At 71.6% G+C, this 20,084-nt stretch carries 17 protein-coding genes and 2 pseudogenes; 9 read left to right on the top strand and 10 right to left on the bottom strand.

Annotated elements, in window-relative coordinates; genetic code table 11:
• Window positions 1-15: 15 nt before the first annotated feature.
• The 4 genes from AB0B58_RS23250 to AB0B58_RS23235 form a co-directional block, all read right to left on the bottom strand.
• Window positions 16-570, bottom strand: coding sequence for a DM13 domain-containing protein (locus AB0B58_RS23250; RefSeq protein ID WP_360227063.1), 555 nt, complete (start codon window positions 568-570; stop codon window positions 16-18).
• 206 nt (window positions 571-776) lie between these two features.
• Complete coding sequence (locus tag AB0B58_RS23245; protein WP_360227061.1) at window positions 777-1,109, bottom strand: SRPBCC family protein; 333 nt, start codon at window positions 1,107-1,109, stop codon at window positions 777-779.
• Between the two features lie 538 nt (window positions 1,110-1,647).
• Window positions 1,648-1,968 (bottom strand): STAS domain-containing protein, encoded by a 321-nt coding sequence (locus AB0B58_RS23240; protein ID WP_360227058.1) that lies wholly within the window; start codon window positions 1,966-1,968, stop codon window positions 1,648-1,650.
• Window positions 1,965-2,489, bottom strand: coding sequence for an ATP-binding protein (locus AB0B58_RS23235; protein WP_360227055.1), 525 nt, complete (start codon window positions 2,487-2,489; stop codon window positions 1,965-1,967). The genes AB0B58_RS23240 and AB0B58_RS23235 overlap by 4 nt, the downstream gene beginning before the upstream one ends.
• Window positions 2,490-3,077: 588 nt before the next feature.
• On the opposite strand from AB0B58_RS23235, the gene nhaA reads away from it, so the two are divergent.
• The 3 genes from nhaA to AB0B58_RS23220 all read left to right on the top strand — a co-directional run bounded on the left by nhaA (window position 3,078) and on the right by AB0B58_RS23220 (window position 6,957).
• The gene (nhaA, locus tag AB0B58_RS23230; protein WP_360227052.1) at window positions 3,078-4,373 is read left to right on the top strand and encodes a Na+/H+ antiporter NhaA; all 1,296 of its coding nucleotides are present in this window, start codon (window positions 3,078-3,080) and stop codon (window positions 4,371-4,373) included.
• A gap of 110 nt (window positions 4,374-4,483) precedes the next feature.
• Window positions 4,484-5,374, top strand: coding sequence for an ABC transporter ATP-binding protein (locus AB0B58_RS23225; protein ID WP_360227049.1), 891 nt, complete (start codon window positions 4,484-4,486; stop codon window positions 5,372-5,374).
• Window positions 5,371-6,957 (top strand): hypothetical protein, encoded by a 1,587-nt coding sequence (locus tag AB0B58_RS23220; RefSeq protein ID WP_360227046.1) that lies wholly within the window; start codon window positions 5,371-5,373, stop codon window positions 6,955-6,957. Before AB0B58_RS23225 ends, AB0B58_RS23220 begins: the two co-directional genes overlap by 4 nt.
• 160 nt (window positions 6,958-7,117) lie before the next feature.
• Here the strand turns inward: AB0B58_RS23220 and AB0B58_RS23215 are convergent.
• The 3 genes and pseudogenes from AB0B58_RS23215 to AB0B58_RS23205 form a co-directional block, all read right to left on the bottom strand.
• A pseudogene (locus tag AB0B58_RS23215) lies at window positions 7,118-7,998 on the bottom strand (ATP-binding protein); the annotation flags it as partial.
• Window positions 7,993-8,115 (bottom strand): annotated as a pseudogene (locus tag AB0B58_RS23210) (DNA-binding response regulator); the annotation flags it as partial. The pseudogenes AB0B58_RS23210 and AB0B58_RS23215, both read right to left, overlap by 6 nt.
• A gap of 289 nt (window positions 8,116-8,404) precedes the next feature.
• Complete coding sequence (locus AB0B58_RS23205; RefSeq protein ID WP_360227043.1) at window positions 8,405-8,695, bottom strand: Lrp/AsnC ligand binding domain-containing protein; 291 nt, start codon at window positions 8,693-8,695, stop codon at window positions 8,405-8,407.
• 354 nt (window positions 8,696-9,049) lie between these two features.
• On the opposite strand from AB0B58_RS23205, the gene kdpF reads away from it, so the two are divergent.
• From kdpF to AB0B58_RS23175, 6 genes are read left to right on the top strand one after another with little or no spacing between them, the layout of a single operon-like run.
• Window positions 9,050-9,139, top strand: coding sequence for a K(+)-transporting ATPase subunit F (gene kdpF / locus AB0B58_RS23200; RefSeq protein WP_041840852.1), 90 nt, complete (start codon window positions 9,050-9,052; stop codon window positions 9,137-9,139).
• Window positions 9,139-10,785: a potassium-transporting ATPase subunit KdpA gene (kdpA, locus tag AB0B58_RS23195; protein WP_360227039.1), complete on the top strand. Its 1,647-nt coding sequence runs from the start codon at window positions 9,139-9,141 to the stop codon at window positions 10,783-10,785. Before kdpF ends, kdpA begins: the two co-directional genes overlap by 1 nt.
• Entirely contained in the window at window positions 10,782-12,932 is a 2,151-nt protein-coding gene (gene kdpB, locus AB0B58_RS23190; RefSeq protein ID WP_360227036.1) for a potassium-transporting ATPase subunit KdpB, read from the top strand. Before kdpA ends, kdpB begins: the two co-directional genes overlap by 4 nt.
• Window positions 12,933-12,937: 5 nt before the next feature.
• The gene (locus AB0B58_RS23185; RefSeq protein WP_360227033.1) at window positions 12,938-13,801 is read left to right on the top strand and encodes a potassium-transporting ATPase subunit C; all 864 of its coding nucleotides are present in this window, start codon (window positions 12,938-12,940) and stop codon (window positions 13,799-13,801) included.
• A 20-nt stretch (window positions 13,802-13,821) separates the two neighbouring features.
• Window positions 13,822-16,305: a sensor histidine kinase KdpD gene (locus tag AB0B58_RS23180; RefSeq protein ID WP_360227030.1), complete on the top strand. Its 2,484-nt coding sequence runs from the start codon at window positions 13,822-13,824 to the stop codon at window positions 16,303-16,305.
• Complete coding sequence (locus tag AB0B58_RS23175) at window positions 16,302-16,979, top strand: response regulator (protein WP_360227027.1); 678 nt, start codon at window positions 16,302-16,304, stop codon at window positions 16,977-16,979. The genes AB0B58_RS23180 and AB0B58_RS23175 overlap by 4 nt, the downstream gene beginning before the upstream one ends.
• Before the next feature lie 113 nt (window positions 16,980-17,092).
• Here AB0B58_RS23175 and AB0B58_RS23170 read toward each other — a convergent pair whose 3' ends face one another.
• From AB0B58_RS23170 to AB0B58_RS23160, 3 genes are all read right to left on the bottom strand, one after another.
• The gene (locus AB0B58_RS23170; protein ID WP_360227348.1) at window positions 17,093-17,506 is read right to left on the bottom strand and encodes a hypothetical protein; all 414 of its coding nucleotides are present in this window, start codon (window positions 17,504-17,506) and stop codon (window positions 17,093-17,095) included.
• A complete protein-coding gene (locus AB0B58_RS23165) occupies window positions 17,401-17,748 on the bottom strand; it encodes a DUF4118 domain-containing protein (RefSeq protein ID WP_360227024.1) in 348 nt (115 codons plus the stop codon). The genes AB0B58_RS23170 and AB0B58_RS23165 overlap by 106 nt, the downstream gene beginning before the upstream one ends.
• 152 nt (window positions 17,749-17,900) lie before the next feature.
• Window positions 17,901-20,069 carry an ATP-binding protein gene (locus AB0B58_RS23160; RefSeq protein WP_360227021.1) on the bottom strand — a complete coding sequence of 723 codons (2,169 nt, stop codon included), beginning with the start codon at window positions 20,067-20,069 and terminating at the stop codon, window positions 17,901-17,903.
• Between the last annotated feature and the right edge of the window lie 15 nt (window positions 20,070-20,084).

Here is a 20,084-nt window from a genome sequence, read left to right as displayed (position 1 = left end):
TGGGTGGCGGTCTCCTCAGTTGGTGAGCGGTGCGGCGCCGAAGGACACGCGGAACCGCGCGCACCAGATCGAGACGCTGCGGTACGCGGCGAGGTCCACGCCGGCCGGTATCGGGTAGTTCTGGCTGCCCTTGTTGCCCTTGAGCGCGCCCAGGTCGACATGCCGGCCGTCGTCGAAGACGTGCCAGCCGTCCCTGCCGGTCAGCACCGGCGCGTCGGTCAGCCAGACCTTCAGCGCCGGGCCGTTGCTGGTGTCGAGGTCCTCGATGCGCAGGTACCGCGCGCCGTCGGAGTCCCGCACGACGCGCACAGCGCCGGTGGTGTCGTGCTCGTGGCTCTCGAAAGTGCCCCGCGCGATCGTCGCCGGCCCGGCCGCGGCCCGCGGACCGGCGCTCGCCGTACCGGAGGCGGCCGCCGCGGCGGCGGGTGGCGGCTCGTCGACGGTCTCGTCGACCCAGAGCTTCCATGGCTGGAACAGCGGCAGTACCACCGCGACGACGACCGCTCCGGCGGCGAGCACCAGCCAGGTGACGCGACGTCTCGCCAGGCTTGCGAACAGGTTGTTCGTCATGTCAGGACAGTCTCCGCTCGGCGTGCCAGCGTTACGCGCAACCGCGCGGGTGTTTCGCACCAGCTGACCGGTGGTCGGCTATCGCACCGCGCTCGGCGGATCACCGGCGGATTCGCCCCATCACAGGGCAGCTCGTCAGGGCCTGCAGCCCCGCTGAAGCATCCCGTCCTGTGCGCGCGAACTCAGCAGCGAGCCCCGACTCCGCGTCACCGCTGCGCCTCCAGCAGCCGCTTCAGCGCGGCGAGGTCCTTGGCGTTCGCGCGGCGCATCGCCGCGGCCATCATCGGCGCGCCGAGGCTCGCGAACCCGCTCGGCTCGCCCCGGTTGCGCAGTGTCATCCGCGTGGCGCCGTCGCCCTCCGGGCGCCAGGTGTACGTCGTCTCCATCGGAAACGGGCCCTGCGCGGTCCGCATGACCAGCCGCTCGCCGGGCGTCAACTCGACCACCTCGTAGGTGTACGCGAGCCGCCTGCCGAGGAACCGCGCGACGAAGCTCATCCGTGACCCGACCGCGACGGGAGGCGGCGTCTGCCACTGCACCGAGGCGATGTTGACGTACCAGGCGGGGCGTTCGACGGGTCCGCCGCGTACGCGGCGACCCGCCGCGGAGCCGCGTTGATCACTATTTCGGACACCACGTCGACGGCCATGCGCAGATTCTGCGCCCGGATCTGAGGATCCGTCACGCGAACCGGCGGCACACGCGGGGGTGGCTCATTCGAGTAGCCAGTGGGGTGACTGCGCCGGGTCCGGCTGTAGGTACAGCTCAGACCGGCACGCACGGTGGTCCACAGGTGCTGGGCAAGGGTGTCGTCGACGGTGGCGATGCGGTCGAACGCGGCGGCGATGGCTTTGCGGGTGGCGGTCCGCGCGGTCCTCGCTGGAGCCGGTGGGGCGGGCGCGGGCCGCACGGGGGAAGGTGACGCCGTGGGAATGATCGCGCCCGCGTTGAACACCGCTCCGTCCGGCCGTGCGGTCCCGAACGAAAAGCGCGTTCTGGTGCCGGCGCAGTGCTCGCCTGAGCCAGCCGGCCGCGACGGTCATCGGGTCATCGCTTGGCGACGACGACCGCTGAACGTCAGGCGGTGTCTTCTGCCAGGGTGCTCAGGACGCCGGTGATGTGCAGGACGCGGCGTACCTGCGCGCTGGGGTTGACGACGACGAAACGGCAGCCGCGGGTCGCGGCGGTGTTGTTGGCCCTGACGAAGGCGCTGATGACTGTCGAGTCGATGAACCCCACGGCCGCGACGTCCACGGTGACTGCACTTGCCGCGTTGACGGCCTGGTCAAGCAGGTCCTGCAGGCGTGTCGAGCCACTCATGTCGATCTCGCCGGTCAGTTCGATGGTGGTGTGACCATCGGCGGTGCGCACATCGTGGCGCCAGGTCGGTTCGGTCACCGCTGCCCATCTCCGGACGGGGATGCTCCGAGGCTGCCGCCTGCCGGGTCTGCGATCGGCTTCTGCGATGGCGCCGTCGCGTCGGTGAGGCAGACGCTGACCGAGGCGGTGACGCCGTCCGGGCGGCGGGTCAGCGTCAGTGCCTGGCTGAGGTGGTGCGCGAGCCAGAGCCCACGGCCGCCGGCTACGTCGGCCTGCGACAACTGCATAGGCAGGCCGTCGGAGGTCCCGCCGTGATCGATGACGTCGCACACCAGGCTCTCGGCGACCACGCGCAGCTCCAGGTCGCCGCTGCCTCCGCCGTGGCGGACGGCGTTGGTGACCAGTTCGTGCACCGCGAGCACGAAGTCGTCGGCGGTGTCGCCGGAAAGCCCCGCTACGGCCACCTGGGCGGCCACCGTGTGCCGTAGCGCCGTCACCGTCACGGCGCTGAACTGCTGCCGCACGAGCGTGGTCGGTGCGGTGAGGTCCGACCCGGGCCCCGCCGGGTCACCCTCGCCCGACCGCCCGCCGTCTGTCATGACCGGCACGCTACCTCGCCCGTCTACTGCCGCAACCCTTGCTCGGCAGCAAGTAACCGCAGATCAACACCGCTGCGCAAGGCCCGGTCCCGACCGATTCGTCAGTCGCCGCAAGGACCCGGGTATCCGCCGTTGGCGCATTCGGGCCATGATGCGGGCCAGGGCGGGTTCGCCCTAGTACCCCATTCGAGGCTTGCCGGGCGTAGTGGCTGTTCATGGCTCGGGCTTGGTGGCGTCGGCGAACCGACCAGAGGGGTGGGTCCCCGGGGCGTCGGCCGGTTCGATGATCACGACGTTGCCCAGGCGGCGTAGCTCGTTGACGGTCAGCAGAATCAGCCCGGGTTGCGGCGGTGCGGTGACCGGCGGGGGCGGGCAGTGCGGCGAGGAAGCAGTCGTAGCAGCGGTGTCCCACCGCCGCGGGAAGACTCGCGGCGAGGCGGTAGACGCCGATGCAAGTGGTCACCTGATGCGAGTAGGCGACGGCCGCTCGGCACGCGTCTCCGCGGGCCGCGTTGGGTAGGGTTGCCGGTGGTGCGCCGGGAAGTCTGGTCGGCAACGGCTGAACCGACCCCGAAAACTGGAGCGCCCATGGCTGACGCACCCCGCCGCCCGACCTTCCTGTTCGGCCGGGGCTCGTGGCCCGAGGCCCGGCGGATCGCCGAGGTGCTGCGCACGGAGACGATCGGCGGGGTCCTGCTGCTGGCCGGGGCGGTCATCGCCCTCGTCTGGGCCAACTCGCCCTGGGCCGGCGGGTATCAGGCGATGGTCGGCTACCCGGTGGGGCCGGCGGCGCTGCACTTGAATCTGGCGCTGGGGACGTGGGCGGCAGACGGGCTGCTGGCGATCTTCTTCTTCGTCGCCGGGCTGGAGCTGAAACGCGAGTTCGTCGCCGGGGATCTGCGCGATCCGCGCCGCGGCGCCGTGCCGGTGATGGCGGCGGTCGGCGGGGTCATCGTGCCCGCGGCGCTGTATGTGATGATCAACCTGGGCGGCGCGCTGCGGGGCTGGGCGATACCGACCGCGACGGACATCGCGTTCGCGCTGGCCGTCCTGGCGGTGATCGGCCGGCACCTGCCCACCGCGCTGCGTACCTTCCTGCTGACCCTGGCCGTCGTGGACGACCTGCTCGCGATCGTCATCATCGCCGTGTTCTACACCGCGCACCTGTCCGTGCTCCCGCTGCTGCTCACCGCGGTGCCGCTGGGGTTGTTCACGGTGCTGGTCCAACGACGGGTGCGGTCCTGGTGGTTGCTGCTGCCGCTGGCGTTCACCGCGTGGGCGTTGATGCACGCTTCCGGTGTGCACGCCACCGTCGCCGGGGTGCTGCTGGGCTTCGCGGTGCCGGTGCTGCGCAGCCGTCAGGCCGGCGGGCCGGACGCGGGCCCGGGCCTGGCCGAACACTTCGAGCGCCGGTTCCGGCCGCTGTCGACCGGATTCGCGGTGCCGGTCTTCGCGCTGATGTCAGCCGGGGTGACGGTCGGCGGCCTAGCCGGGCTCGGCTCGGCGCTGGCCGATCCCGTCGCCGTCGGCATCGTCGCCGGTCTGGTGGTCGGCAAGCCGATCGGCATCATGGCCGCGACGTGGCTGATGGCGCGGTTCACCCGGGCGAAGATCGATGACGGACTGGCGTGGATCGACGTGTTCGGGATGGCGGTCCTCGCCGGCATCGGATTCACGGTGTCCCTGCTGGTCGGCGAGCTGGCCTTCGGGCCAGGCTCGGAACGCGACGGGCACGCGAAGGTCGCCGTGCTCGCCGCCTCGCTCACCGCGGCCCTGCTGGCGACCGTGATCCTGCGGCTGCGCAACCGTGTGTACCGGCGCATCCACGAGGCGGAGACCGTCGACGCCGACCGGGACGACATTCCCGACGTCTACCAGACCTGAGCCGGGCCGGGTCGGTCCTTTCCCGGCGTGACAGGCGAGGGTACGGTCACAGCAGGTGCGCCGGGAAGTCTGGTCGGCAGTCATGTCGTGCTGTCCACCAGGAGGCTGCGATGACCGTCGCCGCTGTGCGTACCGAAAAACTGTCCAAGCGCTACGGGCCGCTGTGCGCCCTCGACGATCTGGACCTGAGCGTGGCCGCCGGAGAGGTGTTCGGCTTCCTCGGGCCCAACGGCGCCGGCAAGTCCACCACCATCCGGCTGCTGCTCGGCCTGGCCGGCCCCACGTCCGGCCGGGCGTGGATCTTCGACACCGACGCGGCCGACGTCGCCGCCGCGCACCGCCTCCTCGCGTACGTGCCCGCCGACGTGGCGCTCTGGCCGCGGATGACCGGCGCCGAGATCCTCGAGCTGCTCGGCCGGGTAGGGCCGGGCATCGACACCGCCTACCGCGGTGAACTCGTCGAGCGGTTCGCCCTCGACCTGGCCAAACCCGCCGGCACGTACTCGACCGGGAACCGGCAGAAGGTCGCCCTGGTCGCCGCGTTCGCCACCCGGGCGCCGCTGCTCGTACTGGACGAGCCGACCAGCGGCCTGGACCCGCTGATGGAACGCGAGTTCCGGCGCGCCGTCGCCGAGGCCCGCGACAACGGCCAGACGGTGTTCCTCAGCTCGCACCAACTGGCGGAGGTGGAGGCCGTCTGCGATCGGGTGGCGATCCTGCGCGCCGGGCGCCTCGTCGACGTCGCCTCCGTCGCGCAGTTGCGCCGGCTGCACCGTACCGAGGTGTCCGCGACCTTCACCGGCACGCCGCCGGACCTCACCGCGACACCCGGAGTCGACGGTCTCGAAGCCGACGGCCCCGCCGCGCTGCGATTCACGCTGGACGGCTCACCTGCCGCGGCCTTGCGGGCCCTCGCCGACGCGGACGTCGCCTCCGTCGCGGTCCGTGAACCCAGCCTGGAGGAGATCTTCCTCGCCTACTACGGGGAGCCGCCCCGATGACCGCCGTGATCCTGCCGGGAACCGGCCGGGTCCTGACCGGGCTCGCCGCCCGGCAGGTCCGCTGGGGTGCCCTCGTCGTGACCGCGGTCGCCGCCGGCATGTCGGCGCTCGTCGTGACGACCTACCGCACCGACGCCATCGACCCGGCCGCGCTCGCCGCCAACCCCGCCATCCGCACCCTGTTCGGAGAGCCCGTCGCCCTGGACGACCCGGGCGGATTCACCGTGTGGCGCACCGGCACCGTCCTGGCCGTCCTGATCGGGGTCTGGGCGATGCTGGCCGCCACCCGGATCACCCGCGGCGAGGAGGACGCCGGCAGGTGGGGCGCGCTGCTCGCCGGCCGGATGACCCTCGCCCGGACCGTCGGGCAGCACCTCACCGTGCTCGCCGCCGCCCCGGTTCTGACCGGCGCTGCCGTCGCGGGCGCGATGATCGCCGCCGGTGCCGGCGCCATGGGCGCGTTCCTGCACGGCGCCGGGCTCGCCGTCGCCGGGTGCTTCTTCGTCGCTGTCGGCGGCCTCGCCGCGCAGCTGTTCCCGAGCCGGGCGGCCGCCAACGGCGCCGCGACCGCCGTCCTGCTGATCGGGCTGCTGGCGCGGATGGTGGGCGACGGTGTCGCCGCACTGTCCTGGCTGCGGTGGCTGTCACCGTTCGGGCTGCTCGCCCTGACCCGACCGTACGACACGAACCGCGGTCTGCCCGTCGCCGTCCTGACCGTTGCCGGTGCTCTCATGTTCGCCGCCGCCGTGCGGCTGGCCGCACGGCGTGACGTAGGCGGCGCGATCCTCGCCCCGTCCACAAGCCGGCCCCCACGCCTGGCGCTGCTGGGTTCGGTGCCGGCGTTCGCGGTCCGCCGTACCCTGCGTCCGCTGGCCGGCTGGTCGCTGGGCGTCGGCGCCTACTTCCTGCTGATCGGCCTCGTGGCCAGCTCCATGATCGGCTTCCTGTCCGACAACCCGCAGTTCGCGCGGCTCGCCGCCCAGGCCGGCTTCCCGGAACTCGGCACCGTCGAGGGGTACACCGCGACCCTGTTCGCACTGCTCGCCGTCCCGGCCGGGGCGTTCGTCGCGGTACGTCTCGCCTCGGTCGCGGCCGACGAGGCCGACCGGCGGCTGACCCTGCTGCTCGCCGCACCCCTCACCCGGACCCGGCTACTTGCCGCCGAGGCCGGTGCCGCAGCCGGCGGGGCGGTCGTCCTGATCACCATCGCGGGCCTGGCGACCTGGGCAGGGACGGCCGGCGTCGGGGCCCGGCTCGCGGCCGGAGCGGCGCTGGCCGGAGCGTACAACGTCCTGCCGATCGTGCTGCTCTGCCTCGGCACCGCGATCCTCGCCCTCGGCTGGGCGCCCCGCGCCGTCGCCGCCGTCGGCGTCCTACCGGCCGCCGGCGGATTCCTCTGGCAGGTCACCGCGGTCAGCGTCGGCGCACCCGCATGGGTCGTCGGGCTGTCCCCGTTCGCACACCTCGCCGCCGTACCGACCGTTGCCCCCGACTGGCCGGCCTCGGCCGTGATGACGGCGGTCGCGGCCGGCTGCGCCGCCCTCGGCGCGATCGGATACCACCGCCGCGACCTGCGCACCTGACCCCCGCAGTCGGCGACGAACGCTCCTACCAGCGACAGGGGTTCCGGGTGCGGTCCGTCGAACGGGACGCGTTCACCGCCACGACCAGTTACCCGGACCGCTGCGACATCGACGGCATCGAACCGCGACCGTGTGAGTCCGGACCGCGAGTTGCGGGCGCTCAGGCCGGGGCGGCCGGCAGGCGGACCACGAAGCGGCATCCACCCTGGGTGTTGTGTGCCTGTACCTGTCCACCGTGCGCCTCGACGAGACCGCGGACGATGGCGAGGCCGAGGCCGCCACCGGTCGTGCTCCCGGGGTGCTGTGGGGTGCGGGCGCGTTCGCCGCGGAACGCCACGTCGAAGATCCGGGGCAGGTCCGCCTCGGGGATGCCGCCGCACGAGTCCGCGACGGCGAGCCAGGCGTCGCCGTGGTCCAGCCCGGCGGCGATGTGCACGGTGCCATCGGCCGGGGTGTACCGCACCGAGTTGACCCGCACGTTCGCGACGACCCGGGAGAGTTCCGGCTCGCTGCCGGTGACGACGGGCCAGCCCGATTCGGCGGCGACGACCCGGACGCGACGGCTGGCGGCGAGCGGGGCGGTGGTGGCGATGGCGTCGGAGACGATGTCGGCGAGCGGCACGCTCGACAGGGCGAGCCGCAGCGCGCCCGCGTTGATCCGCGACAGTTCGAACAGGTCGTCGACGAGCCGGCTCATCCGGTCGGTCTCGACGCGGATCCGCGTGTGGTACTCGGCGACGGTCTGCGGGTCGTCGACGAAGTTGTCCTCCAGCGCCTCCGCCATGGCCCGCAGGCCGGCGAGGGGGTGCGCAGGTCGTGCGACACCCAGGCGACGAGGTCGCGGCGGCCGGTTTCGAGGCGGCGTTCGGTGGCGCGGGCCTCGGCTGCCCACACGGCGGCGGCGGCCAGCCGGCGGCCGAAGACCGCGCCGACGCCGAGGCTCACCAGCGCGGCGGCGGTGACGGTCAGCAGCACGACCTGCAGGTCGTGCGAGGACAGGAACATCGCCCAGGCGACAGTGGCGACACCGGCGACCGCGGCGAGGGCGGCCGGGCCGTCGAACGCCAGCCGGACCCGGCAGCCGTCCTGTTCCAGGTAGCGGCGGACGACGTCGCTGACGGTCGGGTCGTCATCGACGACGAGTACGTGGTGTGCCACCCGGATCACGCTACCGATCCGGAACCGGCGGAGACCTTTCCGGATGCTTACGGATCCGACGCACCGGCCCGGCGGATCGCCGCGACCTGGGGTTGGCCAGGCACCGGCGCCTATCACCAGGCCGATGACGCGGTGCTCGGTGGTTCGCCGGGTGCTGGGCGTCGCCGGCGGCGGGACTCGCACCCTGCGGCGCCGGGCCACCATCGACGACATGCTCCGCAGCGTCGCCTGACCAGGTTGCCGCGGGGAGAGGTGGGGCCGCCCGGTTCGGGTGGCCCCACCGCCCGTCTCACTGAGGCTGCAGGGCCATCTGGCGTAACACCATGTGCGTGGAGGTGTCCATCGCGCCGCCCAGTAGCCTCAGGTCGTCGACCGCCCGGTGCAGCTCACGCATGCTCGGCGCAGCCAGCAGCACCACCGCGTCGATGTCGGCGGCGATCCACCAAGCCGCCACCACGAAACGCTGGGCGCGCAGGTGCTCGAGCAGGTGGCTGCCCGCCACGGTCGTCTTGAGCCGTATGCCGACGATGGCCTCGTGTCGGTCCTCGTCGCCGGACGGTACCTCGATGTGCAGGGTCATGACCGCAGATATACGCCCCGCCGCAGGGCCGCACCCGGACATTAACACCTTTGATGCGCGAAGCGGCCGAACGTTGACGCGATGACGACGCGACCGCCGCCCGCGGCCTTCGCCGGCGGCGGTGGTGATGACCCGCTCGGCGACAGGCGGCGTTAACAACGCGTCAAGAATCGCTCCGGGCGCGTAGTCATCGCATTAACACCGGTGACAAGAGGACCCGACCCGCGCTGTGCTGGCCTCGGCAAGAACGCAACCCCTCGTCTAGGAGTACCTCGTGGTTGATCTCGTGTTCGTCGGTATCACGGTGGTGCTGTTCGCAGCGCTGACCGTGCTGATCCGGGCGGTCGAACGCTGGTGAGCGCCGTCAACCTCATCGGCCTGATCGTGGCCGTCCTGCTCGGCGCCTTCATGGTCGCCGCCCTGCTGTTCCCGGAGAAGTTCTGATGGCCGGCTGGCTCTTCGTCATCACGCTGGTGATCGCCCTGGTGGCGGTCTACCGGCCGTTCGGTGACTACATGTTCCGGGTCGTCACCGGAACCCGCAGCAATATCGTCGAGCGCGGTGTCTACCGGCTCGTCGGCGTGAACCCGTCCGCCGAGCAGACCTGGGGTGTCTACGCCCGCAGTGTCCTGGCGTTCTCGGCGGTCTCGATCCTCTTCCTGTACCTGTTCCTGCGCGTGCAGGACAAACTGTGGCTGTCGCTGGGCTTCGACCCGGTCACCACCCACATCGCCTGGAACACCGCCGTCAGCTTCGTGACGAACACGAACTGGCAGGCGTACTCCGGCGAGTCGACCATGGGTCACCTGGTGCAGATGGCCGGCCTCGCCGTGCAGAACTTCGTCTCCGCGTCCGTCGGAATCGCCGTGGCCGTGGCGCTGATCCGCGGGTTCGCCGCCCGCAAGAACGGCACGCTCGGCAACTTCTGGGTGGACCTGACCCGGATCACGCTGAGGATCCTGCTGCCGATCTGCGTGCTGGCGACGATCGTGTTCATGGTCGCCGGCATGGTGCAGAACCTGTCCGGCGGCACGGACGTCACCACGCTGACCGGCGCGACCCAGCACCTCACCGGTGGGCCGGTGGCCTCCCAGGAGGCGATCAAGGAGCTCGGGACCAACGGCGGCGGCTTCTACAACGTCAACGCCGCGCACCCGTTCGAAAACCCGACCACCTGGACGAACTGGCTGCAACTGTTCCTGATCCTGCTGATCCCGTTCAGCCTGCCCCGGGTGTTCGGCCGCATCGTCGGTCAGAACCGGCAGGGCTATGCGATCGTCGCGGTCATGGGGATCCTCGCGATCGCCAGCGTCGCGTTGACGGTGGGCTTCGAGACGCACGGCGGCGGCACGGTGCCGCAGGCGGTCGGCGCGGCGATGGAGGGCAAGGAGGTCCGGTTCGGCATCCCGAACTCGGCCACCTATGCGGCGGCGACGACGCTGACCTCGACCGGGTCGGTGAACTCGTTCCACGACTCGTACACGTCGTTCGGCGGGATGATGCCGATCGTCAACATGATGCTCGGCGAGGTCGCCCCCGGCGGCACCGGCTCCGGCCTCTACGGCCTGCTGATCCTGGCCGTCATCACGGTGTTCGTGGCCGGGCTGATGGTCGGCCGGACCCCGGAGTACCTGGGCAAGAAGATCGGCGCCCGCGAGATCAAGCTGGCGTCGCTGTACTTCCTGGTCACCCCGACCATCGTGTTGGCCGGTACGGCGGCGGCGTTCGCCACCGGCAACAACTCGACGGCCCTGAACGTGGGCCCGCACGGCCTGTCCGAGGTGCTGTACGCCTTCACCTCAGCGGGCAACAACAACGGCTCGGCGTTCGCCGGCATCACGGTCAACACACCCTGGTGGGACACCGCGCTCGGGCTGGCGATGCTGCTCGGCCGCTTCCTGCCCATCGTGCTGGTCCTGGCCCTGGCCGGGTCATTGGCGCGGCAGAAGGCCACCCCGGAGTCCGAGGGCACCCTGCCCACCCACCAACCCCTGTTCGTCGGGATGGTCGTCGGCGTCACCGTCGTCCTGGTCGCGCTGACCTTCCTGCCCGCTCTCGCTCTCGGACCCCTCGCGGAGGGCCTGTCATGACAACCCCCATCCTGGAGAAACCCTCCACCGAAGAACAGGCCGCCGCGGCCGGCAACCGCCGCGTCGGTGGCGGGCTGCTCGAACCGGCTCAGCTGTGGCGATCCTTGCCGGATGCGGTTCGCAAGCTCGATCCGCGGACCCTGTGGCACAACCCGGTGATGCTGATCGTCGAGGTCGGGGCGGTGTTCACGACCGTCCTGGCGGTCGCCGACCCGAGTGTGCTCGCCTGGGCCATCACGGTCTGGCTGTGGCTCACCGTCGTCTTCGCGAATCTGGCCGAGGCCGTCGCGGAGGGCCGAGGCAAGGCGCAGGCGGCAGCGCTACGCCAGTCGAAACAGGACATGACAGCCCGGCGTCTCGTCGACGGCATCGAGCGTCGCATCCCGGCACCCGAGCTCAAGCAGGGTGACATCGTCGTGGTCGAGGCCGGCGAGACCATCCCCGGCGACGGCGACGTCATCGAGGGCATCGCCAGCGTCGACGAGTCGGCGATCACCGGCGAGTCCGCACCCGTCATCCGCGAGTCCGGCGGCGACCGGTCCGCGGTGACCGGCGGCACGAAGGTCCTCTCCGACCGGATCGTCGTGCGGATCACCCAGCGACCGGGGGAGAGCTTCGTCGACCGGATGATCGCCCTGGTCGAGGGCGCCAACCGGCAGAAGACGCCGAACGAGATCGCCCTGAACATCCTGCTCGCCGCGCTCACGCTCATCTTCCTGCTGTCCGTCGTCACCCTGCAACCCCTCGCCATCTTCTCCAAGGCGTTCCAGGCGGCCGCGCCGGACACCGCGGCGATCGACGGCAACGGCGTCACCGGCATCGTCATGGTGTCGCTGATCGTCTGCCTCATCCCTACCACCATCGGTGCGCTGCTGTCCGCGATCGGGATCGCCGGCATGGACCGGCTCGTGCAGCGCAATGTGCTCGCCATGAGCGGCCGGGCGGTGGAGGCCGCCGGCGACGTGAACACGCTGCTGCTCGACAAGACCGGCACCATCACGCTCGGCAACCGCCAGGCCGCCGAGTTCATCGCGGTGGACGGCGTCACCGCCGCGACCCTCGCCGACGCCGCCCAACTGTCGAGCCTCGCCGACGAAACCCCGGAGGGCCGGTCCGTGGTCGTGCTCGCCAAAACCGAATTCGGGCTGCGCGAACGCGAGCCCGGACTGATGCCGCAGGCGACGTTCGTGCCGTTCACGGCGCAGACCCGAATGAGCGGCGTCGACCTCGCAGGCGACGGCGACAAGCCCGCCCGCCAGGTCCGCAAGGGCGCGGCCGTCGCCGTCATGAAGTGGGTCCGCCAGCACGGCGGACACCCGACGGAGCAGGTCGGCGAGATCGTCGACATGGTCAGCGGCACGGGTGGCACCCCGCTGGTGGTCGCCGAACACGTCGCCGGGCAACCGGCCCGCGCGCTCGGCGTCATCCACCTCAAGGACGTCGTCAAGGCCGGCATGCGCGAGCGCTTCGACGAGATGCGCCGGATGGGCATCCGCACCGTGATGATCACCGGCGACAACCCGCGCACCGCCAAGGCGATCGCGGACGAGGCCGGCGTCGACGACTTCCTGGCCGAGGCCACCCCAGAGGACAAGCTCGCGTACATCCGCAGAGAGCAGGAGGGCGGACGGCTGGTCGCGATGACCGGCGACGGCACCAACGACGCGCCCGCGCTCGCCCAGGCGGACGTCGGCGTGGCGATGAACACCGGCACGTCGGCCGCGAAGGAGGCCGGCAACATGGTCGACCTCGACTCCGACCCGACCAAGCTGATCGAGATCGTGGAGATCGGCAAGCAGCTGCTCATCACCCGCGGCGCGCTGACCACCTTCTCGATCACCAACGACATCGCGAAGTACTTCGCGATCATCCCGGCCATGTTCGCCGGCGTGTACCCGGGCCTGGACACGCTCAACGTCATGCGGCTGCACTCACCCGGCTCGGCGATCCTGTCCGCGGTCATCTTCAACGCCCTGGTCATCGTCGCCCTGATCCCGCTCGCCCTGCGGGGTGTCCGCTACACCCCATCCAGCGCGAGTTCGCTGCTGCGGCGCAACCTGCTGGTCTACGGCCTCGGCGGCGTGATCGCCCCGTTCGTCGGCATCAAGCTCATCGACCTCCTCGTCCAGTTCATCCCCGGGATCTGATCACCATGCGACTTCCGTCCTGGCTCGCCCAGCACCTCGCAGCGCTGCGCGCCCTGCTCGTCTTCACCGTCCTGCTCGGCATCGCCTACCCCCTCGCCATGGTCGGGGTCGGCCGGATCCCCGGTCTGTCCGATCGCACCGACGGCTCACTCGTCACGGTCGGCGAGACCACGGTGGGCAGCCGGCTGATCGGCCAGGCCTTCACCGACGCGGACGGCAACCCCGACCCGCGCTACTTCCAGAGCCGCCCGTCCGCGGCCGGCGACGGCTACGACCCCACCGCCACCTCCGCCAGCAACCTCGGCCCGGAAAGCATCGTCGACACCCTCGCCGACAACCCCGACGACGCGTCACAGAGCCTGCTCACCCAGGTCTGCGCCCGCAGCGCCGCGATCGGCACCCTCGAAGGCGTCGACGGGCGGCGGCCCTACTGCACCGCCGACGGCGTCGGCGCGGTCCTCGCCGTATTCCACCGCGACGGGCTCACCGGCCCGGTCACCCGGGTCGTGTCGGTCAACCAGACCGGCACCCCATTCCTCGCCACGTACGAGGGCGTACCGGTGCAGCCGGCCAAGACCGGCGAGGACTACCGGGCCATGGGCGGGGTCATCACCCCGATCCGCGGCGACGCCCCGGCGAAGCCCGCCGTGCCCGCCGACGCCGTCACCGCCTCGGCCAGCGGCCTCGACCCGCACATCAGCCCGGCCTACGCCGAACTGCAGGTGCCCCGGATCGCGCGGGAACGCGGCCTCAGCCCCGACAAGGTGCGAGCCCTGATCAAGGACAACACCGACGACCGGGCCCTGGGCTTCCTGGGTGAACCCGGCGTCAACGTCCTGGAACTCAACCTCGCCCTCGACGGCAAGTAGCGACAAGGGGCGGCGCCGAGATGGCACGCGGAGAACTACGCATCTACCTCGGCGCCGCCCCCGGCGTCGGCAAGACCTACACCATGCTCGAAGAGGCACACCGGCGCGCCGAGCGCGGCACCGACGTGGTCGTCGCGTTCGTCGAAACCCACGGCCGCAAACACACCCAGGCCATGCTCGCCGACCTGGAGATCCTGGCCCGCCGGACGGTCGAGTACCGGGGCGCCGAGTTCACCGAGATGGACCTCGACGCCGTCCTGGCCCGCAGGCCCGAAGTCGCCATCGTCGACGAGCTCGCGCACACCAACGTGCCCGGCACCCCGCATCCCAAGCGGTGGCAGGACGTCCAGGACCTCCTCGACGCCGGCATCGACGTCCTGACCACCGTCAACGTCCAACACCTCGAATCGCTCAACGACGTCGTCGCCCAGATCACCGGAGTCGAACAACGCGAAACCGTGCCCGACAGCATCGTCCGCGCCGCCGAACAGGTCGAACTCATCGACATGACCCCCGAGGCGCTGCGCCGGCGAATGGCGCACGGCAACATCTACAAGCCCGAGAAGATCGACGCCGCGCTCGGCAACTACTTCCGCACCGGCAACCTCACGGCGCTGCGCGAACTGGCCCTGCTCTGGCTCGCCGACAAAGTCGAGGAACAGCTCGACAAGTACCGCGCCGACCACCGCATCGACGCCACCTGGGAGACCCGGGAACGCGTGGTCGTCGCGCTGACCGGAGGCCCCGAGGGCAACACGCTGATCCGCCGCGCCGCCCGGATCGCGGCACGCAGCAAAGGCGCCGACCTGATGGCCGTACACGTCACCCGCAACGACGGCCTCGCCGGCGCTGACCCTGCGACGTTGGCCCGCCAGCGGGTCCTGGTGGAGAGCCTGGGAGGCACCTACCACCAGGTGGTCGGCGCCGACGTGCCCAGGGCCCTGCTGGACTTCGCCCGCGCGGTCAACGCCACCCAGATCGTCCTGGGCGCATCCAGCCGCGGCCGGTTCGCCCAGCTCTTCTCCGCCGGGGTCGGCGTCACCACCACCGCGCTCTCCGGATCCATCGACGTGCACCTGGTGACCCACGAACGCGCCGGGCAGGGGCGACGCGCCCGGCGCGCGCCCGCGGCACTGTCACGCAGCAGGCGCATCGCCGGCTTCCTGACCGTGCTGCTCGGCCTACCCGCCCTCACCTGGCTCCTGCACCTCGGTACCGGGCTCTCGCTGACCAACGACATCCTGATCTTCCTCGCCGCCGTCGTCGGCGTCGCCCTCATCGGCGGGCTGTGGCCGGCCCTGCTCGCCGCCGTGCTCGGATCGCTGCTGCTGAACTACTACTTCACCCCACCGGTCGGCCGCTTCACCATCGCCGAGGGCGACAACCTGCTCGCCCTCGCCATCTTCGTCATCATCGCGATCGCCGTCAGCTGGGTCGTCGACACCGCAGCGCGCAAGACCCGCCAGGCCGCTCAGGCCCGTGCCGACGCGCAGACCCTGGCGGCCGTCGCGGGCAGTGTCCTGCGCGGCGAGCGGCCCCTCATGGCGCTGCTGGAGCGACTGCACGAGACCTTCACCCTCGACTCGGTGACCCTGCTGGACAAGGGCGCCGTCGTCGCGGAGATCGGCCACCCGATCTGCACCCGGCCGGCCGACGCGGACGCGGAGATCATCGGCGACGACAACCTCGTCATGCTGCTCAAGGGCCGGCCCTTGCAGGCCAGCGACCGGCGCATCGTCGAGGCGTTCGCCGCCCAGGCCGCCCTGGCGCTGCGGCAGGAGAGGCTTGCCGCGGAGGCCGCCACCGCGAAACCGCTCGCCGAGGCCGACCGCATGCGGACCGCACTGCTGGCCGCCGTCAGCCACGACCTGCGCACCCCGCTCGCCTCCGCGAAGGCCGCGGTCGCCAGCCTGCGCAGCACCGACGTCCACTTCGACGACCACGACCGCGCCGAACTGCTCGCCACCGCCGACGAGTCGATCGACCGGCTGGTCCGCCTGGTCACCAACCTGCTCGACATGAGCCGCCTACAGGCGGGCGCCCTGGGCATCGCGCCCATCGACGTGGGCGCCGAGGAGATCGTGCCTAGAGCGCTCGACGACCTCGGCCCGGCCGGCCGGACCGTCCGGCTGCTCATTCCCGAGGACCTGCCATACCTGCGCGCCGACCCCGGCCTGCTGGAACGCATCGTCGTCAATCTGTCCGCCAACGCCCTGCGCCATAGCCCGCCAGACCGGCCGCCGGTCATCACCGCGAGTTCGCTGGGCCCCGCCGTCGAGATCCGCGTCATCGACCACGGCCCCGGCATCCCCGCGGACCGCTGGGACGACGTCTTCCTGCCCTTCCAACGCCTCGGGGATCGCGACAACCACACCGGTGTCGGCCTCGGCCTCGCCCTGTCCCGCGGTCTCACCGAGGCGATGGGCGGCACCCTGACCCCCGAAGAAACCCCCGGAGGTGGACTCACCATGATTATCTCCTTGCCGACGGCGGCCGGCCGATGACCCGCATCCTCGTCGTCGACGACGAACCCCAGATCGTTCGCGCGCTGAGCATCAACCTGCGCGCCCGCCAATACGACGTCGACACCGCCCCCGACGGCACCTCCGCACTCCGCGCCGCCACCCGCAACCACCCCGACCTCGTCGTACTCGACCTCGGCCTGCCCGACATGGACGGCACCGACGTCATCCGGGGCCTGCGCGGCTGGACCACGATCCCTATCATCGTGCTCTCCGGACGCGCCGGCAGCCACGACAAGGTCGACGCCCTGGACGCCGGCGCCGACGACTACATCACCAAACCCTTCGGCATCGACGAACTCCTCGCCCGCATCCGCGCGGTCACCCGCCGCACCCAACCGCTCGGCGATAGGCCGCCCACCGTCACCATCGGAGAGCACACCATCGACCTCGGCGCCCGCAGCATCACCGGCGGCGACGCCGACGTGCGACTGACCCCCACCGAATGGCAACTCCTGGAACACCTGCTGCGCCACCCCGGAAAGCTGATCAGTCAGCGCGCGCTGCTGCGCGACGTGTGGGGGCCGCGACACCTCACCGAAAGTAACTACCTGCGCCAGTACATGGCCCGGCTGCGCCGCAAACTCGAGGCCGACCCCGCCCACCCCCGCCACCTGCTCACTGAGCCCGGCATGGGCTACCGCTTCCGACCCTGACCGCCATGATCGACACCCGAGTCGGGGTGCGCATGAGTACCCGGCCGGCTGACGCGCCGGGCCGCCGCTCGGCCCGAAGCGGGACTGCCGCTCGCCCACGCGACTGTCAGGGCTCACCCCAGGGCTGCGCCTACCTGGTCGGCCAGCGTGACCGCGACACGACGGTCGCTCAGCGGCGCGGACGTTCTGGGCCCGGCGCTCAACAGGTATCGACCGTGCAGCCGGCCCGCGTTCTCCACGAGCAACTCGATGTCGGTGTCGGACGGCAGACCGTTGTGGTCGACGTCCCAGACGCTGCCGTTCCACAGGATCTGACCGTCGCGGCGGAGCCGGGCCGGGCTTCCGAGGCCGGCGACACCGGGCTGGTACCGGGCACTGTGCAGGTGCAGGGTGTCCCCCAACTGGCCGGAAACCTGCTTGATCAGGTCCTGGGACGATCCACCCGTCGCGCCGGCGTCGGCGGCGGCTTGAATGCCTGCCAGGTACCCGGCCTCGCGGTGGGCGACGGCCTCCTGCCGACGACCCACACCGCCAGTTCGGTCACCGCTATCCCCACCGCCAGCAGCAGCACGAACGTCTCGACGTCGGACCGGTCCCCAATGGTGAGGCGCTGATAGGGCTCGGTGAAGTAAAAGTCGAACCAGACGCCGGCGGACAGCGCGGCCAGGTATCCGGCCAGCCGGTTGCCGGAGGCCGCAACGGCGACTGTGGGACGCGGCCGATCGGGACCGCCGTGTGCCGGCCGCCGCGGTCGGCGATCTCCGCGCAACCGGGAACGTGGCCATCGAGCTTGACGACCAGTCGCCCGTCCGCGAGTTCGCGCCCACCGCCGTCACCCGGTGCAGGGTGGTGCCTGGCGGCTGGACGACCGGTCGGTAAGGGCGCCGACGCAAATTGCTGCATGACCGCGACTTGCCGGGTTCAGGCAGCGAGGGATCGCGCTTCCGCCCGGGTGGGTAGCGATATTGCGGCAGCCCGGGCGGATTTGGGGATTCGGCGGATGCCGCCGGACGGTGCCGGCGTGGTGGGCAGCACCAGCGCCGGTGCGTCGGGCTCGGCGGCGGGCAGGGTGAAGGCGAAGCGGGAGCCGCCGCCGGGGTTGTCCTCGGCGTGGATGGTGCCGCCGTGGCGGGCGACGATGCGGTGGCAGATGGCCAGGCCGAGCCCGGTGCCCGCGTACCCGGTGGTGGGGTGGGCGCGGTGGAAGTTGTCGAAGATGGCCTCGTGCTGCCCGGCCGGGATGCCGATGCCGTTGTCGGCGACGGCGATCCGCACGGTGCCGTCCCGGTGGGTGCTGGTGACGGTGATGCGCGGGGTGACGCCCGGGGCGGTGTACTTGACGGCGTTGCCGATCAGGTTGTCCAGCAGCTGCCGCACCGCGCCGGCGTCGGCGTGCACCGGGTCGAGCGCGTCGACGACGACCTGGGGCACCGGCTGGCCGGCGGTGACCGCGGCGTCGGTGCGTGCGGCGGTGATGTCGCGGACCAGCTCGGTCAGGTCGACCCGGGCGGGTGCGAGGTCGGCGTCGCGGGTGGAGGTGTAGGCGAGCAGGTCGTTGATGAGTCCGCGCATGCGGGTGGCGGCGTGGGTGACCCGGGTGAGGCCGTCGCGGGACCGGTCGATCGCGGGGTGCGCCGGCGCGGCGTCGAGTGCCTCGGTCGCGACCTCGGTCCAGCCCTCGACCACGGTCAACGGGCTCTGCAGGTCGTGGGCGACGACGCCGGCGAAGTCGGCGAGCTGGTCGCGCTGGCGGCGTTCGGCGGTGACGTCGTGGTAGAGCACGACGGCGCCGTGTGCGCCGTTGTCGTCCCGCAGCGGGGTGGCGGTGACCCGGAACACGCGCGTGTCGCGGCCGTCCGGGTCGCGCACCAGCACGTCGAGCGGGTCCATCGACTCGCCGCGCGCGGCACGGGTGGAGGGCAGGTCGGCGGCGGCGATCGGGCTGCCGTCGAGGTGGCTCAGCCGGGGCCGCACGTCACCGACGACCGCGGCGGGCCCGAGCATCCGTGCGCCGGCGGGGTTGAGCAGGGTGATCCTGCCCTCGGCGTCGATGACCGACAGCCCGTCGGCCATCGAGTCGATGACGGCGTCCATCAGCGCGCCGTGCCGCGCCGCCTGTTCCTTCTGCGCGGCCAGCTCGGCCAGCAGCGCGGCGCGTTCGTCGCGGCCCAGTGCCAGCAGCAGGCCGACCGTGGTGATCAGGACGACGAACATCTGGGCGACAAGCGTGCGCATCAGGGGATCGGCGATCGTGGCCATCGGACCCTCGCCGTGCAGGATGAACCAGACGACCGCGCTGCCGAGGGTCAGATTCTGCACCACGACGAAGGTGGTGCTGAGCCGCAGCGCCGCCCACACCGTGACCACGATGAGCGGGAATCCGAGGGGCAGCCCGCCGTCGTAGACGAACCCGATCAGGTAGGCGCCGACGGAGCACAGCACCACGGCCAGGTACTCGGCGACCCGCAGGGCCGGCACCGCGCGCAGTGCCCGGTCGATCGCGTGCCACCAGCCGCGCAGCGAGCGGGGCCGAGCCGGGACCGAGGCGGCCGTGCCGCCGAGCCACAGCCCGGCGGTACCGATCACGAACATCCCGGTGACGTTGCGGGCCATCCAGTCCGCGTACACGACCGTCGGCACGGGCCCGGTGGCCAGCCACAGGCCGGTCAGGCTGAGCACCGCGCCCGCGCCGGCGGCGACGGCCGCGATGATCAGCAGGCTGCCCAGCTCCCACGGGGTGGACAGCCGGCGGGTGCCGCCGGCGCCCCACAGTGTCGGGCGGAACCGGCTCAACAGTCCCACGAACACCACGGCCATCATCAGGTTCGCCGCGGCCAGCATCCCGCCCAAGAGCAGCCCGCTGCCGGTGACGATGTTGCCGGTCCACGCGATCGTGGTCAGCGCGGCCACGTCGACCCACCGGGTCCGAGCGCGGCGCTGGGCGCAGAACCACACCACAGCCACACCCGCCGCGGGCCAGACCAGTGCCAACCGGCTATCGGCCATCACGGTCATCCGGCCCACGATGAACGCGGCCGCGTACAGACCGGCGAAGGCCGTCGTACGGGCTAGCGATGCACGTGTGCTCAACCGGCTCCCTCTGGT

The organism is Actinoplanes sp. NPDC049118 (genome assembly GCF_040648555.1).
Lineage (GTDB): Bacteria > Actinomycetota > Actinomycetes > Mycobacteriales > Micromonosporaceae > Actinoplanes.
Note: the sequence above shows the minus strand (reverse complement) of the source record. Positions and strands in the feature narration are given on the sequence as shown.